11 protein-coding genes are annotated in these 16,090 nt (G+C 54.5%); 3 read left to right on the forward strand and 8 right to left on the reverse strand.

The window, feature by feature from the left end:
- Positions 1-11 precede the first annotated feature (11 nt).
- Entirely contained in the window at positions 12-2,618 is a 2,607-nt protein-coding gene (gene mutS, locus B2U47_RS12400; RefSeq protein WP_296680215.1) for a DNA mismatch repair protein MutS, read from the reverse strand.
- A 187-nt stretch (positions 2,619-2,805) separates the two neighbouring features.
- On the opposite strand from mutS, the gene apbC reads away from it, so the two are divergent.
- On the forward strand, positions 2,806-3,885 hold the full coding sequence (apbC, locus tag B2U47_RS12405) for an iron-sulfur cluster carrier protein ApbC (protein WP_296680218.1): 1,080 nt from the start codon (positions 2,806-2,808) through the stop codon (positions 3,883-3,885).
- 22 nt (positions 3,886-3,907) lie between these two features.
- Here apbC and B2U47_RS12410 read toward each other — a convergent pair whose 3' ends face one another.
- From B2U47_RS12410 to B2U47_RS12430, 5 genes are all read right to left on the reverse strand, one after another.
- Positions 3,908-4,243: an MGMT family protein gene (locus tag B2U47_RS12410; RefSeq protein WP_296680221.1), complete on the reverse strand. Its 336-nt coding sequence runs from the start codon at positions 4,241-4,243 to the stop codon at positions 3,908-3,910.
- A 36-nt stretch (positions 4,244-4,279) separates the two neighbouring features.
- Entirely contained in the window at positions 4,280-4,855 is a 576-nt protein-coding gene (locus B2U47_RS12415; RefSeq protein WP_296680224.1) for a carboxymuconolactone decarboxylase family protein, read from the reverse strand.
- Between the two features lie 88 nt (positions 4,856-4,943).
- Positions 4,944-5,324: a VOC family protein gene (locus B2U47_RS12420; protein WP_296680227.1), complete on the reverse strand. Its 381-nt coding sequence runs from the start codon at positions 5,322-5,324 to the stop codon at positions 4,944-4,946.
- An 11-nt stretch (positions 5,325-5,335) separates the two neighbouring features.
- Positions 5,336-5,665 carry a DMT family transporter gene (locus tag B2U47_RS12425; protein WP_296680230.1) on the reverse strand — a complete coding sequence of 110 codons (330 nt, stop codon included), beginning with the start codon at positions 5,663-5,665 and terminating at the stop codon, positions 5,336-5,338.
- A 120-nt stretch (positions 5,666-5,785) separates the two neighbouring features.
- The gene (locus B2U47_RS12430; RefSeq protein ID WP_296680233.1) at positions 5,786-7,330 is read right to left on the reverse strand and encodes a choice-of-anchor I family protein; all 1,545 of its coding nucleotides are present in this window, start codon (positions 7,328-7,330) and stop codon (positions 5,786-5,788) included.
- A gap of 235 nt (positions 7,331-7,565) precedes the next feature.
- Between B2U47_RS12430 and B2U47_RS12435 the strand changes: the two genes are divergently transcribed.
- Positions 7,566-9,779 carry a PhoX family protein gene (locus B2U47_RS12435; protein ID WP_296680237.1) on the forward strand — a complete coding sequence of 738 codons (2,214 nt, stop codon included), beginning with the start codon at positions 7,566-7,568 and terminating at the stop codon, positions 9,777-9,779.
- A 75-nt stretch (positions 9,780-9,854) separates the two neighbouring features.
- On the opposite strand, the gene metH is transcribed toward B2U47_RS12435, so the two are convergent.
- Positions 9,855-13,589: a methionine synthase gene (gene metH / locus B2U47_RS12440; protein ID WP_296680240.1), complete on the reverse strand. Its 3,735-nt coding sequence runs from the start codon at positions 13,587-13,589 to the stop codon at positions 9,855-9,857.
- A 117-nt stretch (positions 13,590-13,706) separates the two neighbouring features.
- On the opposite strand from metH, the gene B2U47_RS12445 reads away from it, so the two are divergent.
- Entirely contained in the window at positions 13,707-15,272 is a 1,566-nt protein-coding gene (locus tag B2U47_RS12445; protein ID WP_296680242.1) for an ATP-binding protein, read from the forward strand.
- A gap of 6 nt (positions 15,273-15,278) precedes the next feature.
- On the opposite strand, the gene B2U47_RS12450 is transcribed toward B2U47_RS12445, so the two are convergent.
- Positions 15,279-16,031, reverse strand: a complete 753-nt coding sequence (locus tag B2U47_RS12450; RefSeq protein WP_296680244.1) for an amidohydrolase family protein — start codon at positions 16,029-16,031, stop codon at positions 15,279-15,281.
- Positions 16,032-16,090: the final 59 nt, after the last annotated feature.

The raw sequence follows: 16,090 nt of genomic DNA on the forward strand, positions 1-16,090 counted from the left end.
TGAGATAAATCTTATTTCAGTAACTTTTTCAGTCGATACAGCTCATCCAGCGCCTGACGCGGGGTGAGTTCATCTGGCTCAAGAGCCAGGAATGCGCTCTTGAGCTTGTCTGCCAGTTCATCTTTCGGTTCCGACGGCGTACCAAACAGCAGTGGCAAGGTTTGCCCTGGTTGTGGTGCTTGCTGGCTGTGTTTTTCCAGTGAAACCAGTTTCTTTTTCGCTTGGGCAATCACTCCTTTGGGGACACCAGCCAGTTGTGCAACCTGCAAGCCGTAACTCTGGTTGGCAGGGCCATCTTTGACCGCGTGCAGGAACACGATCTTGTCACCGTGTTCCACGGCATCAATATGCACGTTGGCGATAGTACTGATTTGCTCGGCAAGTGAGGTCAGCTCGAAATAGTGGGTGGCGAACAGGGTAAAGGCTTTGCGTTCCCGCGCCAGGAATTCGGCGAATGCCCATGCCAGTGACAAGCCATCGAAGGTGCTGGTTCCGCGCCCGATTTCATCCATCAGCACCAGACTGTGAGCCGTGGCATTGTTGAGAATGTTGGCAGCTTCGGTCATTTCCACCATGAACGTCGAACGCCCGGTACTCAAGTCGTCGTGTGCGCCAATACGGGTGAAAATGCGGTCGATATTGCCGATACGCGCCGCTTGCGCCGGGACGTAGCTGCCAATGTGTGCCAGCAACACGATCAGCGCGACCTGCCGCATGTAGGTGGATTTACCACCCATATTGGGGCCGGTGATCATCAACATGCGGCGGCGGGAATCCATGTACAGATCATTCGGCACGAACGGTGTATCCAGCGTGCGCTCGACCACCGGATGCCGCCCGCTTTCAATGTGGATGCCTGCGCCTTCCACCAATGCAGGGCAGTTGTAGTTCAGGGTATTGGCTCGTTCCGCGAAAGTGTTCAGCACATCCAGTTCGGCAATGGTTTGCGCACTTTGCCGCAGCGGGATCAGGTGTTCCGCCAGGGTATGCAGCAGGTCGTCGTAAATCGCTTTTTCGCGGGCAAGCGCCCGTTCACGCGCTGACAACACCTTGTCTTCAAACTTTTTCAGCTCCGGCAGGATGAAACGCTCCACCCCCTTGAGGGTCTGGCGACGGATGTAGTCCTTGGGAATGCGGTGCAACTGGCTTTGCGGGATTTCCACGTAATAGCCGTGTACGCGGTTGTAAGCCACCTTGAGTTTGTCGATGCCAGTGCGGACTTTTTCGCGGGCTTCCAGATCCAGCAGGTATTGGTCGGCGTTTTCGCTCAGGTTGCGCAACTCGTCCAGTTCTGCATCGAAACCGGTAGCAATCACCCCACCGTCACGGATGACCACGGGCGGGTTGTCGATAATGGCGGAATCCAGCAAGTGGCGCAGCTCGTCGTGCAAGCCGATATGGATGTGCAAGTGCTGGATATGCGGGTTATCCACGTCTGCAAGCAAGCGGTGCACCTTGGGAAACACGTGCAGCGAACTGCGCAGGGTCGACAAGTCACGGGGGCGTGCCGATGCTAGGGCAATGCGGCTGGCAATGCGCTCAATGTCGCCAATACCGCGCAAGGTATCGTGCAGGGGTTCAAAACGGTATTGATCCAGCAATGCACCGACTGCCTGATGACGGTTACGCAAAATGAAACGGTCACGCAGCGGTTTGTTCAGCCAGCGGCGCAACAGGCGGCTGCCCATGCTGGTGGCGGTTTTGTCGATCACTGAAATCAGGGTGTTTTTGTGTTCCCCGCTCAGGCTGCTTTCCAGTTCCAGATTGCGGCGGCTGGCGGCGTCGAGAATGATGCCTTCGTCGCTCAGTTCCACCGTCAGGCTGTTGAGGTGGGGCAGGGCAGTGCGCTGGGTTTCCTGCACGTAATTGAGCAATGCCCCGGCAGCCGCAATCGCCTGTGGCAAATGCTCACAGCCGAAACCGCTTAAATCATGCACCCCGAACTGGCGCAGCAACAGGCGTTTGGCGGTGTCGAAATCGAAATGCCAGGCTGGGCGCGGGGTGGAAATACGGTTGCGGGTGAAAGTGGGTTTCCAGTCTTCCTCATGCAGGATTTCGGCGGGTTGCAGACGCTCGATTTCATTGTAAAGCGTGGTATCGGAATCGGCTTCCTGCACGGTGAAACGCCCGGTACTGAGGTCGATGGCGGCGATACCGTAACTTCCCCCCTTCCCCGACCCTTCCCCCGCAGGGGGGGCAGGGAGTGAGGAGGTGCGGGCGATGGCAATGAGCAGGTTGTCGCGGCGGTCATCCAGCAGATAGTCGTCAGTGACAGTGCCGGGGGTGAGCAGACGGGTGATTTTGCGTTCGACCGGGCCTTTGGATTTGGCAGGGTCGCCGATTTGTTCGCAAATGGCGACCGATTCGCCTGCTTTCAGCAATCTGGCAAGGTATTGTTCGACGGCGTGGTAAGGCACTCCCGCCATTGGAATCGGTTCGCCAGCCGAGGAACCGCGTGCGGTCAGGGTAATGTCGAGCAAGGCAGCGGCTTTTTTGGCATCCTCCATGAACAGCTCGTAGAAATCCCCCATGCGGTAAAACAGAAGAATGTCGGGATACTCGGCCTTGATGCGAAAGTATTGTTGCATCATCGGGGTATGTTGTTGTTCTTTGCTCATGGCTGACCGGGGCTGCTGCTGAAGAGGGGGAGTTTAGCAGCAATCGGCTGGGGGCGGGAACGCTTGATCTATTCCTGAGTGTCACACTAGGTAATAACCATCCCTGAATGGGTGCTTATTTCGGGTCTGTGCCGGGATGGTGTAGAATCGCGCCCAGTTTTTCCAGACTTTGTTTTGAGGAGCAGACATGACACGCGAACAGGTTGAAGCCGTACTGAAAGGCATCAAGGATCGTTATCTGGATCAGGACATCATAAGCCTGCATCAGGTCAAGGACATCACCGCTGATAATGGCAAGGTAGCCGTGCGTGTGGTGCTGGGTTATCCGGCAGGCAGCTACCGTGATGAACTGGCGGCGACCATCCGTACCGCTTTGGCTGAGGCAGGCATCGCGGATGCTGACGTAACGGTAGAAACCCAAGTGGCTGCCCATGCCGTGCAGAAAAGCGTCAAACGCAAGGATGGCATCAAGAACATTATTGCGGTTGCTTCCGGCAAGGGCGGGGTTGGCAAATCCACGACTGCCGTCAATCTGGCGCTGGCATTGCAAGCGGATGGCGCAAAAGTTGGGATGCTGGATGCTGACATTTACGGCCCCAGCCAGCCGCGTATGCTCGGTATTAGTGGGCAGCCGGAATCCAGCGATGGCAAGAGCCTGGAGCCGATGCAGAACCACGGTATCAAGGCCATGTCGATCGGTTTCCTGATTGAGGAAGATACCCCGATGATCTGGCGTGGCCCGATGGTCACACAAGCGCTGGAACAGTTGCTGGGCGATACCAATTGGGGCGACCTGGACTATCTGGTGATTGACCTGCCGCCGGGCACAGGCGACATCCAGTTGACTCTTTCACAAAAGATTCCGGTCTCTGGTGCGATCATCGTTACCACTCCGCAGGACATTGCCCTGCTCGATGCCCGCAAGGGTCTGAAAATGTTCGAGAAAGTCGAAGTGCCAATCCTCGGTATTGTCGAGAACATGAGTATGCACATTTGCAGCAACTGCGGCACAGTTGAACACATATTCGGCGAAGGTGGCGGTCAGCGCATGGCGGAACAATACGGTGTGAACTACCTCGGCGGCTTGCCGCTGGACATCAAAATCCGCGAACAGGTCGATAATGGCAACCCGTCTGTCGTGGCTGACCCCAACGGTACGGTTGCGCAAATCTACAAGGACATTGCCCGTAAGGCTGCTGCCCGTCTGGCACAAAAAGCCAAGGATTACAGCACCAAGTTCCCGACTATCAAGATCATGAACGTGTAATTCACGGCTTGAACGGCTCTGCTCATGCGGGCAGAGTCGTTGCCGCTTTCCAGCGAAACCGCTTTAAATCTACCCGCCCGTTGGCATCAAATTCCACCCCTTCGGTTTCCAGCAAATGGCGCTGGTGCAATTCGCCGCCCGGATAAGCCCGCCCTAGGCTGATGGTTCCTTTGGCATTGATTACCCGTTGCCAGGGAACGTCGGTAAATTCCGGCAGGGCGTGGAGGGCATAGCCAACCAGCCGCGCATGACCCGGCAAGTCAGCAAGCCGGGCAATATCACCGTAAGTGGCAACACAGCCCGCCGGAATACGGCGGACGGTGCGGTAAATGCGCTGGTGTTTGCTCAGGGTATCCATGCAGGCACTGTAGCATGAACCCTGAGCGTGACACTATCAGGCTGCGAGTGCTTCCGGCTGGTGCTGTTCTAGGGCATGTACCAGTTGCGGGATTTGCGACAGGGCAGGAGCGCCATCCATCAGCAGGGCAATCGGCATGACTTCAAAGATTTCTTCCGGGGTTGCGCCAAATTCGCGGGCGGCCTTGACGTGCATGTTGATCAGGTGGGAATCCTGTTGTACCAAAGCAATGCCCAGCCCGACCAGTTCGCGGCAGCGGCGATCCATGCAGCCTTTGCTGAGGGAAAATTCACGCCAGGAATCTGACCATGCTTGCCACAAATCGCCCTGATGCTGTTCCGGGCTGGCTTGCAGGTAAAGGGCAACACGGCGCACTTGCAGCATTTCAGTTTCGGTTGCACCCAATTGCAGGGCTGCTTCAGTGTGGATGTCGATGCAGCGGTGGCAGTCTTTGGCAAGGGCGATGCCGAGCGTGATCAGCTCTTTCTGTTTGCGGTCGAGTACGCCTTTTTTGGTGCTTTCCTGGGAAAGCTCGCCGATGATTTCGAGAAATTCGCCCAGACCGTAAGTTCTGGCCCGTTTGAGGGATTGGATAAAATCGTGGTCAACCATGATGTCTTGTCCTTTTTGTTGCAGTGCCGCAATTCTATCACAAGTCTGGTGATTTACAGCAAATCACCCGCTCAGCGTTATGCAATTGTCATGTTGGCTGGCATTGCATGATTTCCACGGCATTGTCATCCGGGTCACGGCAAAACAGTGCCTGCCGCCCGGACTTGCTGCGACTGATGGCAATGCCAGCGGTTTGCAGGCGTGCGGCAAGGGCATCAATGTCATTACACCACAGGGCAAGGTGGCGGTCGCGCCCGCCGTGTGCAGGGCGTAGCAAGCCAGCTTCAGGATTGGGCAATTCCAGCAGGTGGATTTGTTGCTGGTTGTTGATGGTGAGCCAGGCTCCCGGAAAGCCGAGGTCAGGGCGGGCATCATCGACTGACAGCCCCAGCAGGTCACGGTAAAAGTTCAGGGAACGGCTGGTGTCGCTGACAATCAGGCTGACGTGGTGCAGTGCGTGGATGGTCATGAATGCATTCCTCAGTGTCGGACTGCTTTTGAAAACAAATGGATCACCAGCACCCCGGCAACAATCAGCCCCATGCCGATGGTAGCTGCCAAATCCAGCCGTTCGCCATAGAACATGACACCAATGATGCTGATCAAAACAATGCCCAGCCCGGACCAGACCGCATAGGTAATGCCCAAAGGAATGGTGCGCAGCGCCAGTGTCATGAAATAAAACGCCAGGGCATAACCAATCACCATGATAAATGTGGGTACGGGTTTGCTGAATTCTTCGGTCGCTCGCAGGGAACTGGTGGCAATCACTTCAGCAATAATGGCAAGTGCAAGGTAAAAGTAAGACATGGTTCCGAGTTTAACTGGTTTGTGAAAAAGAGCTGCTAGCATAAACGCGCAGGCGGTTTGCAGCATAGCAGTCTTTGGGGGGATTCCCTGCCGGACATGGCTTCCGGCAGGGTTAAGCACTTACTGTTGGTTGACAGTATAGATGGAGGTGGTATTGCTTACCTCATTGGCAACCAGCAACAGGTCTTTGCCATTGGGGCTGTCAGCGGCAGGGATGAATTTCAAGCCTTCAGGGGATACATCAGCATTGCTGGCAACATGATAGCTGTTGAAAACAGGGCTGGCAGGTGAGGTGACATCATAGATGGCGATGCTGCTTTTGGAGCCGCGTTCCAGACCGACAAAGGCAAAGGTTTGACCTGAAATGCTGCCGGTAACGACGGATTCCGGTTCCATGCCTTTGTCATCGCTGCGAGCATCATCATAATTGCTGGCTTCAACAGCTTTTTTGTCCAGTTCGTTGCCACTGTCATACACAAGGTTTGCGCTGGTACTCCAGATGGAAAAAGAACGTGCACCGTAAGAATGTGCGGTGGTCAGTGTACCTGCGGTTTTGCCATCGACATCGGATACATTCAATCGCCCCAGTTTGTCGCTCGCTTTTTCTGCATCCAGTGCGGTACTCAATGGAGTGACGCTTGCTAGGCGTTTCTTTTCGGCAAAGCCGCTGTATTCACGGTCGTCACCTTCATTGGCTGTCAGCAGGTAAGTAATGCCATTCACGTTATAGCTGGCAATACCGTCAGGCAAATACATACCAACCACGTTCGGCCAGGTTTTGAAATTGCCAACACTGCTGTCCCTGTCGCTCAAGTCCATTACGTTGGCAGTCTGACTGTAATCCTTGGTGCGCAGACTGCTAATGTGGTTAATGCTGAGGCTGGTCAGGTCGATTTCAGCGATGGCATTGTTTTCTTGCAGTGTTACCCATGCCTTGGTGGAATCGGGGGAAACGGTGATGTATTCGGGTTCTAGATCCTGCGCCACACTGGCTCCTGGCCCGAAGATGCGGATATTGCTGGTGATTTCAGCCGCTCTGGCTCCGCCTGTGTTGAAGTCGCTGAAACCGATGTCGGTGACGGTGTTGCCAGCCAAGCCGATAACACTGACAGAACCCACTGGATCATAAGAATAAGCCTGATTCGGTTCACCTTCGTTTGCCACCAGAATACGCTTGCCGTCTGGGGTAAAGGTCAGCATGTCGGGTAGGAAGCCAACCTCATACTGGCGGATTTCTGCCAGGGTTGCGGCATTGAATACCACCACTTTGCCACGCTGGTGTTCATCAGCAGTGGTGTCAGCATCAAATGCAGTATCAATCTTGTTCTCCACGGCAACAGCCACGTTGCCATCCTTGATGTCAACACTGTTTATGCCGGTTCCGTAAGCTGCCAGATTAATGGCTGATACCAACACTGGTGCTGCTGGGTCGGCAATGTTCACGACGTGCAGCGTGTTGCTGCCTGCATCAGTAATGAACATGCGTTTGCTGGCTTTGTCGTAGGCAACAATTTCAGCACCAGCAGTGGCAAATGTTGAAACGTATTGCAGTGCAACCTTGAAAGCAGGCAGTGATGCGGTGGTAACAGCAGTATCATCGTTACAGGCACTTAATCCCAGTGAAACCGCCAAGGCCAGGCTGACAGGTTTTAGATAAAACGGCATCCCCATGATAGTCTCCAGAAATATTTGGATAAATACGGTCAATGATCTAGCGGCTGGATGACGCTTTTCTGAAATTTTTATTAATTCTGGATGAAATTCATTATTGGTTGATTGAGTCTTTTTCTATTGAATTAGTTAAATTAATTCTTAATATTTCTGAAACACGTTGTTCAACAACATCAGGTAGGCTGCGCTCCATCGGTTTTTTGTCGTGTTAATGCTGAGGAATCCAGGTATGAGCGAGCACAAAGATTTTCCTGTCCAGTCCATCGACCCAGATGATATTGGGCACAACAGTTCTAATAACCCTTCCTTTGAGCAAATACTGGAAGCACGGATGAGCCGTCGCGGCCTGCTGAAAGGTGGCTTTGCACTGATGGCAACTTCCATGTTTGGCATGGGGCTGACGGCTTGTTCGGACAGTAATAGTCCGGCAGCCACTACCGCCACTACTTCCGGTTTGACCTTGAGCTTCAATGCCGTTGCCAAAAGCGTTGCCGATGCCCTGACAGTTCCAGCGGGTTATACGGCTACGGTGTTGCTGGCAACGGGCGACCCGATCAATACCTCTGTACCACGTTACAGGAATGACGGGACAGACACCGACTTTGACAACCGTTCCGGTGATCACCACGACGGGATGCATTATTTCGGTATGAATGTTGCCGGTACTGCACCTGATTACAGTAATTCCAACCGTGGCTTGCTGTGTCTCAACCACGAGGTGGCGGAAGATTTGGGCTTTATGCACGCTAATGGCCCGACCGATTACGGTACTGCCAACACCAATGCCCGTCCAACGGCGGAAATTGACAAGGAAGTGGCAGCTCACGGCGTATCCGTAGTAGAAGTCGTCAAGTCAGGCTCCACATATCAGGTCAACCGTTATTCCAATTACAACCGCCGTATTACCGGCGCAACGGTGATGGATATTTCCGGGCCTGCGGCTTATGACGACCTGATGGTAACAGCCTATTCCACCAGCGGTTCACAAACCCGTGGCACGGTCAATAACTGCGGGAATGGTTATACCCCGTGGGGAACCTACCTGACTTGCGAAGAAAACTGGGCAGGTTATTTCTACCGTCGTAATGACGCCGCCCGTACTGCCAAAGAAAATACCTCGTTAAACCGTTACGGTGTCAGTGGTTCCAGTTCCGGTCGTTACAACTGGTCACGCCCTGGTGTTGCCGACACGGCTGAAGGGGTGTATGCCCGCTGGAATGCAGGCATTACCGGGGCAACGGCTGCAAACGACTATCGCAATGTCCCCAACACCTTCGGCTGGATAGTGGAAATTGATCCGTTTGACATTGGTTCAACCCCGCGCAAGCGTACCGCACTAGGTCGCTTTGGGCATGAAGGCGCATGGCCTGCCAAAGCCGTTGCTGGCAAGCCGGTGGTGTTCTACATGGGTGATGACTCCCGTAATGAATACATCTACAAATTTGTATCGGATGCCCTGTGGGATGCTGCTGATGCCAATGGTGGCCTGTTTGCCGGTGACAAATACATGGATGCAGGCAAGCTGTACGTTGCCAAATTCAATGCTGATGGTACAGGTACGTGGGAGTTGCTGAGCATGAGCAACCCAACGGTGGCAGCTTATGCAACCTACACTTTTGCAGATGAAGCCGATGTGGTCATCAACGCCCGTCTGGCAGCCGATGCTGTGGGCGCGACCAAAATGGATCGCCCTGAGTGGGGGGCAGTCAACCCGCTGAATGGCGAAGTCTACATGACGCTGACCAACAACAGCCAGCGTGGTGGTTCTGTGGCTCGACCGCTGGATGCCGCCAACCCGCGTTACTATGCCGATGCCAAGGGGGTAACAACCAATCGGGGTAACGTCAACGGGCATATCATCCGCTGGAAAGAAGCAGGCAATGATCATGCGGCAACCGCCTTTACCTGGGACATTTACCTGTTCGGGTCTGAAGCTGCTGCGGCTGCCAGTGTCAACCTTTCCAGTCTGACGGCTGACAACGACTTTTCCAGCCCGGATGGTTTGTGGTTCAGCCATGCCGCTCCCGGCTTGCTATGGGTGCAAACCGATGATGGCGCTTATACCGACCAGACCAACTGCATGATGCTGGCTGCCATTCCGGGGAGCGTGGGTGATGGTGGTTCTGTCTCTGTCGCCAACACGGAAAATGTTCCCAGCAATAACAATGCACCCCAGACTGTTGTTACCCGCATGGGTAAAACTGCTACTACGACAACCCTGCGCCGCTTCCTGGTAGGGCCAAAAGACTGTGAAATTACCGGTATTGCCGAATCTCCTGATGGCAAAGCCATTTTCGTCAACATCCAGCACCCTGGTGAAAACAGTACTTCCGTTACTGACCCGAACCAGTTTACCAGTCACTGGCCGGACGGTGGCAATGCCCGCCCACGTTCAGCGACGGTTGTCATTACCCGTAATGACGGCGGCAAAATCGCCGTTTAAATCCATCCAATCATAAAACACGGATTGTTTATCTAGCTCCTGACTCCAAAGCCCGGCTTCACGCCGGGTATTTTTTCAATTTTCATACCCCAACACTGGAGCCAACCACCGCTCAGCCTCTTCCACCGTCATCCCCTTGCGCTTGGCATAATCCTCCACCTGATCCCGCGCAATCCGCCCAATCCCGAAATACCGCGAATCCGGGTGGCTGAAATACCAACCTGACACCGACGCCGCCGGATACATCGCAAACGATTCGGTAATCACCATCCCGGTATTCGCCTCCACATCCAGTAGTGTCCACAACGTGCCTTTTTCGGTATGGTCAGGGCAGGCGGGGTAGCCGGGGGCAGGGCGGATGCCCTGGTACTTTTCGGCAATCATCGCGTCATTATCCAGCGTTTCATCCGCCGCATAGCCCCAGAATTCCTTGCGCACCCGCTCGTGCATCCGCTCTGCCAAGGCTTCGGCGAAACGGTCACACAAGGCTTCCAGCATGATCGCGCTGAAATCATCATGATTGGCACGGAAGGCTTGCAGGTGTTGCTCAATGCCAAAACCGGCACTCACGGCAAACACGCCCATCCAGTCAGGTTTACCGGAATCCACCGGGGCAACAAAATCCGCCAGACAGTAATTCGGCTGCTGCCCGTTACGCTCCATCTGCATCCGCAAATTGTGCAGGGTGGTCAGGGTCTGGCTACGGCTGTCATCGGTATACAGCACAATGTCATCGCCTTGCGCATTCGCCGGGAAGAAACCAACCACGGCCTTGGCTTGTACCCACTTCTCATCCACCACCTTTTTCAGCATGGCCTGGGCATCGGCATACAGCTTGGTGGCTTCTGTGCCCACCACTTCGTCAGTGAGGATGTCAGGGAAACGCCCGGCCAATTCCCAGCTACGGAAAAACGGTGTCCAGTCAATGCGCTCCACCAATTCATCCAACGGATAATCAGTAAATACAATCTGATTCTTGTTCCCCTCGCCCCTTGAGGGAGAGGGGTTAGGGGTGAGGGGTTCTTCCAAAATCTTCGGTTTCGGTGGCGTATAACTCACCCAATCGGTCTTGAACGCATTCGCCCGCGCATCCGTAATACTCACCAGCTTGCGCTCAGTCTGGTTCGCCGCCCGCTTGACCCGCACCTGCTCATATTCCGCCCGAATGCTCGCCACATAATCCGGCTTCTGCTCCTTCGACAGCAACGCACTCGCCACGCCCACCGCCCGCGACGCATCCGGCACATACACCACGATGTCGTTCTGGTACTGCGGCTCAATCTTCACCGCCGTATGGATTTTGGAGGTGGTAGCCCCGCCAATCAGCAACGGCACATGGAAATCCTGCCGCTGCATTTCCTTGGCAACGTGTACCATTTCATCCAGCGATGGCGTAATCAAACCGGACAAGCCGATAATGTCCACCTGCTCATCCCGCGCCACTTGCAGGATTTTCTCGGCGGAAACCATCACGCCCAGATCCACGACTTCGTAGCTGTTGCATTGCAGCACCACGCCGACGATGTTCTTGCCGATGTCATGCACGTCGCCTTTGACGGTTGCCATCAGGATTTTGCCGTTGGATTGCGCTTCGCAGCCTTCCTTTTCCGCTGCCATGAACGGGTCGAGCCAAGCCACGGCTTTTTTCATCACGCGGGCAGATTTGACCACTTGCGGCAGGAACATTTTGCCCGCACCGAACAGGTCGCCGACCACGTTCATGCCGTCCATCAACGGGCCTTCGATCACCAGCAAAGGGCGACCAAGTTTCACCCGTGCTTCTTCGGTGTCTTGGTCAACGAAGGCATCAATGCCTTTGACCAGTGCGTGTTCCAGCCGTTTTTCCACCGCCCATGAACGCCATTCAAGGTCTTCCTTCTTCACTTCAGCGGAGCCATCGCCTTTGTATTTTGGCGCAATATCCAGCAAGCGTTCAGTTGCCCCTGCATCCTTGTTCTGGATCACGTCCTCAACCGCATCGCGCAATTCCGTCGGAATATCGTCGTACACCGCCATTTGCGAGGCATTCACAATCCCCATGTCCATGCCCGCCTTGATGGCGTGGTAGAGGAACACGCTGTGGATGGCTTCACGCACCGGATTATTTCCCCGGAACGAGAATGACACGTTGGAAACCCCGCCGGAAATGTGCGCGTGCGGTAGGTTCTGGCGAATCCAGCGCGTAGCTTCGATGAAATCCACCGCGTAATTATTGTGTTCGTCGATCCCCGTCGCCACCGCGAAAATGTTCGGGTCGAAAATGATGTCTTCAGGCGGGAAGCCGACCTGTTCGGTCAAAATCTTGTAAGCGCGTGAACAGATTTCGATTTTCCGCGCTTCGGTATCCGCTTGTCCCTGCTCGTCAAACGCCATCACGATCACCGCTGCCCCGTAACGGCGCACCAGTTTGGCTTGCTGGATGAATTTTTCCTCGCCTTCCTTCATCGAAATCGAGTTGACGATGCCCTTGCCCTGGATGCACTTCAAACCCGCTTCGATGACTTCCCATTTGGAGGAATCGACCATCACCGGCACACGCGCAATGTCGGGTTCGGAGGCAATCAAGTTGAGGAAGCGGGTCATTTCCTTTTCCGCATCCAGCAATCCTTCGTCCATGTTTACGTCGATGACCTGTGCGCCGCCTTCCACCTGTTCCAAAGCAACTTCAAGGGCTTCGCTGTAATTGCCTTCTTTAATCAGACGTTTGAATTTGAGCGAGCCGGTGACGTTGGTACGTTCGCCCACATTCACAAACAGGCTGTTCTTGCCGATATTGAACGGCTCCAGCCCGGAAAGGCGGCATTCTTTGGCGAGGGTCGGCAGTTGGCGTGGGGCAATGCCTGTCACTGCATCGGCAATCGCCTTGATGTGCGCAGGCGATGTGCCACAGCAACCACCGACGATGTTCAGGAAACCGCTTTGCGCCCATTCGCGGATATGCACTGCCATTGCCGCGCCATCCATGTCGTATTCGCCCATTTCGTTGGGCAAACCGGCATTCGGGTGGGCAGAAACGCCGCTGGCGCACACGCGGGACATTTCTTCCACATACTGGCGCAGCAAATCCGGCCCCAGTGCGCAGTTCAGCCCGAAGGAAATCGCATCGGCGTGTGCCAGTGAGTTGTAGAACGCCTCGGTGGTCTGCCCGGATAGGGTACGCCCGGAGGCGTCGGTGATCGTGCCGGAAATCATGATCGGCAGTTCGATATTGTCTTCGTCGAACACCTGCTTGACCGCGAACACCGCAGCCTTGGCATTGAGCGTGTCGAAAATGGTTTCGATCAGGATGATGTCCGCCCCGCCTTCGATCAGGCCACGAGTGGAATCCATGTACGCCGTTACCAGTTCGTCGAAGGTAACATTGCGGAAACCGGGGTCGTTGACATCGGGGGAAATGCTACAGGTGCGGCTGGTCGGCCCCAATACCCCCGCCACGAAACGCGGTTTGTCGGGGGTGCTGTATTCGTCGGCTACAGAACGCGCCAATTTCGCCGCTGCCACGTTGATTTCATACGCCAGTTCCGCCATGTCGTAGTCGTGCATGGAAATGGTGGTGGCATTGAAGGTGCAGGTTTCGAGGATGTCCGCCCCCACTGCCATGTATTGCGCGTGGATTTCGCGGATCACGTCCGGTTTGGTCAGCACCAGCAGGTCGTTGTTGCCCTTGATGTCCTTGTGCCAGTCGGCAAAGCGCGTGCCGCGATAATCGGCTTCTTGCAGCTTGTAACGCTGGATCATCGTCCCCATCGCACCGTCGAGGATCAGGATACGGTCGGCAAGGGCTTGGCTGAGTTGGGCTGTGCGGTTCATGGTTATGTCATCGGCAGTTCAAATAAGGTGCGTATCGTACCAGAATCTGCTTGGGAGAACATTCCTCCCCCTACTTCCGCTATACTTGGCTTGTATTCTTGGAAAACACAGCAACCCATGAAAAAACTCCCCATCGGCATCAGCACCCTGCAAAAAATTATTGAAGATGACAGTGTTTATGTAGATAAAACGCCATATATACAAGAGCTTATGAAAAATGGCGACTATTACTTCCTCTCGCGCCCGCGCCGTTTTGGTAAATCTTTGTTGGTGGATACGCTGTACCAGTTGTTTGCCGGAAATGAGCGGCTGTTTCGTGGCTTGCACATTCACCCGCATTGGGATTGGGCGGTGCAATACCCGGTAATTTCCCTCAGTTTTGGCTCAGGGCAGCTTGCCAACCGTGCAGAACTGGAGCGGCGCATCCGCCATATTCTCCGCGTCAATCAGGAACGATTGGGTGTCCAGTGCGAAGATCATGAAGATGTCACCAGTTGTTTTAGCGACCTGATCCGCCATACCCAAGCCAAGTACGGGCGCAATGTGGTGGTGCTGGTAGATGAATACGACAAACCGATCCTCGATAACATCACCAAACCGGACGTTGCCGCTGAAATGCGTGACGGCTTGCGTAACCTGTATTCGGTGATCAAGGATAACGATGCCCATATCCGCTTTGCCTTCCTCACGGGGGTGAGCAAGTTTTCCAAGGTATCACTGTTCAGCGGCTTGAATAATCTGGAGGATATTACCCTCGACCCGCGCTACAGCGCCTTGTGCGGCTACACCCAAGCCGAGTTGGAACAGCACTTTGCTGAACACCTGCAAGGGGCAGATATGCCACTGGTACAGGCGTGGTACAACGGTTACAGCTGGGGAGGGGAAAGCGTCTACAACCCGTTTGATGTGCTGCTGTTTATTTCCAAAGGCAAGCGATTCCTGCCATATTGGTTTGAAACGGCTACCCCGTCATTTCTGGTAGATATTTTGCGTAAACGCCAGTTCTACCTGCCCGATCTCGAAGCGCTGCGTATGGATTACAAAGCCTTGGGGGATTTTGATGTGGACAGGATTCATCTGGAAACGCTGTTGTTCCAGACTGGCTATTTGACCATTAAGGAAGAACGGCTGCCGTTTGCGGGTGGTTTGCCAGAATATATTTTGAGCTATCCCAACAACGAAGTGCGCTACAGCCTGATGAGTTACTTGCTCGAAAACTACCTGACAGACGACCGGCAAGAACGTGGCTCGGTTTATGATGCGTTCCTTGCTAACGATTTTGCGGCACTGGAACGGCGTTTCCGTACCTTGTTTGACGGCATTGCCCACCAAAATTACACCAAGAACAGTATGGCGGAGCATGAAGGCTATTACGCCTCGGTGGTGTACGCTTTCCTGTGTTCACTCAGCCTTGATACACGGGCGGAAGAAAGCAGCAATAAGGGGCGGGTGGATATTGCCTTGCGCTTTACCTTACCCGATGGGCAAAAGCAAGTGTATATCTTTGAGTTCAAGATGGTGGATGGTATAGCAGGTGATGGCAGCGCAATGGCGCAGATCAAAGCGAAAGATTACGCTGCCCCGTACCGGGATGGGCAGCACCGCATTTTCCTGATTGGCATGGAGTTTAGTGCGCAGGTGAGGAATCTCGTCGGGTTTGAATGGGAACTCGTCCCCCAATAAGGCGAGCTAGCCCCATGGTGGGCGATACAGTTGCAGTGCATTTTCATACAGGACTTTGCGGGCATTTTCACTGCCCAGCACCTCCGTCACCAGCTCAAAATCACTGTCCTGATAAGGTCGTGGCGCACGGGTAGAGGGCAAATCCGTGCCGAACATCAGCGCTGCCGGGTTAGCCGCAAACAGGGTCGGTAAGACCTTGCGCACATCGAAATCCACCCGCCCAAAGCCGGTCGCTTTCACCCACACACCCTGTTCCAGCAGTTTCAGCAGGGTCGGCAAACCTGCCTGTGACAGCCCCAAATGGTCGATGCTGACCGCAGGCAGTTTGATCAGGGTAGGGTAGAGTTCAGGCAGTTCGCGCGAATCCACATACAGTTCCACGTGCCAGCCTGCCAGTTCATGCACGCGGCAGGCAAAATCTTGCAGGTGGCGGATGTCTTCCGAACCACCACGCTTGAGGTTGAAACGCACTGCGCGGATACCCGCTGCATCCAGTTTCACCAATTCTGCGTCGCTGACATTGGCGGGCAACTGGGTTACACCGACAAAGCCTGCACCAAGCTGTTGCAGTGCTGCCAGCAGGTAGCTTTGGTCAAACGCTTGGAAGGAGCCAGAAACCACCGCACCGCCTGCCAATGTGTAGCCCTGCATCCGCTGCACATAGTCGCTACAGGTAAATTCGGGTGGTAAATAACCGTTATTGGTGGTCAGGGGAAAGCGAGCGTCGATAATATGAAAGTGGGCGTCAAACAGCTTCATGTTTTGTATCCGCAGGTATTTGGGCTAAGATTCAACCTATTTTACACAACAAGCGGACG

The sequence above is a fragment of the Thiothrix sp. UBA5583 genome (assembly GCA_002425225.1).
In the GTDB taxonomy this organism is placed as follows: Bacteria; Pseudomonadota; Gammaproteobacteria; order Thiotrichales; family Thiotrichaceae; genus Thiothrix; species Thiothrix moscowensis.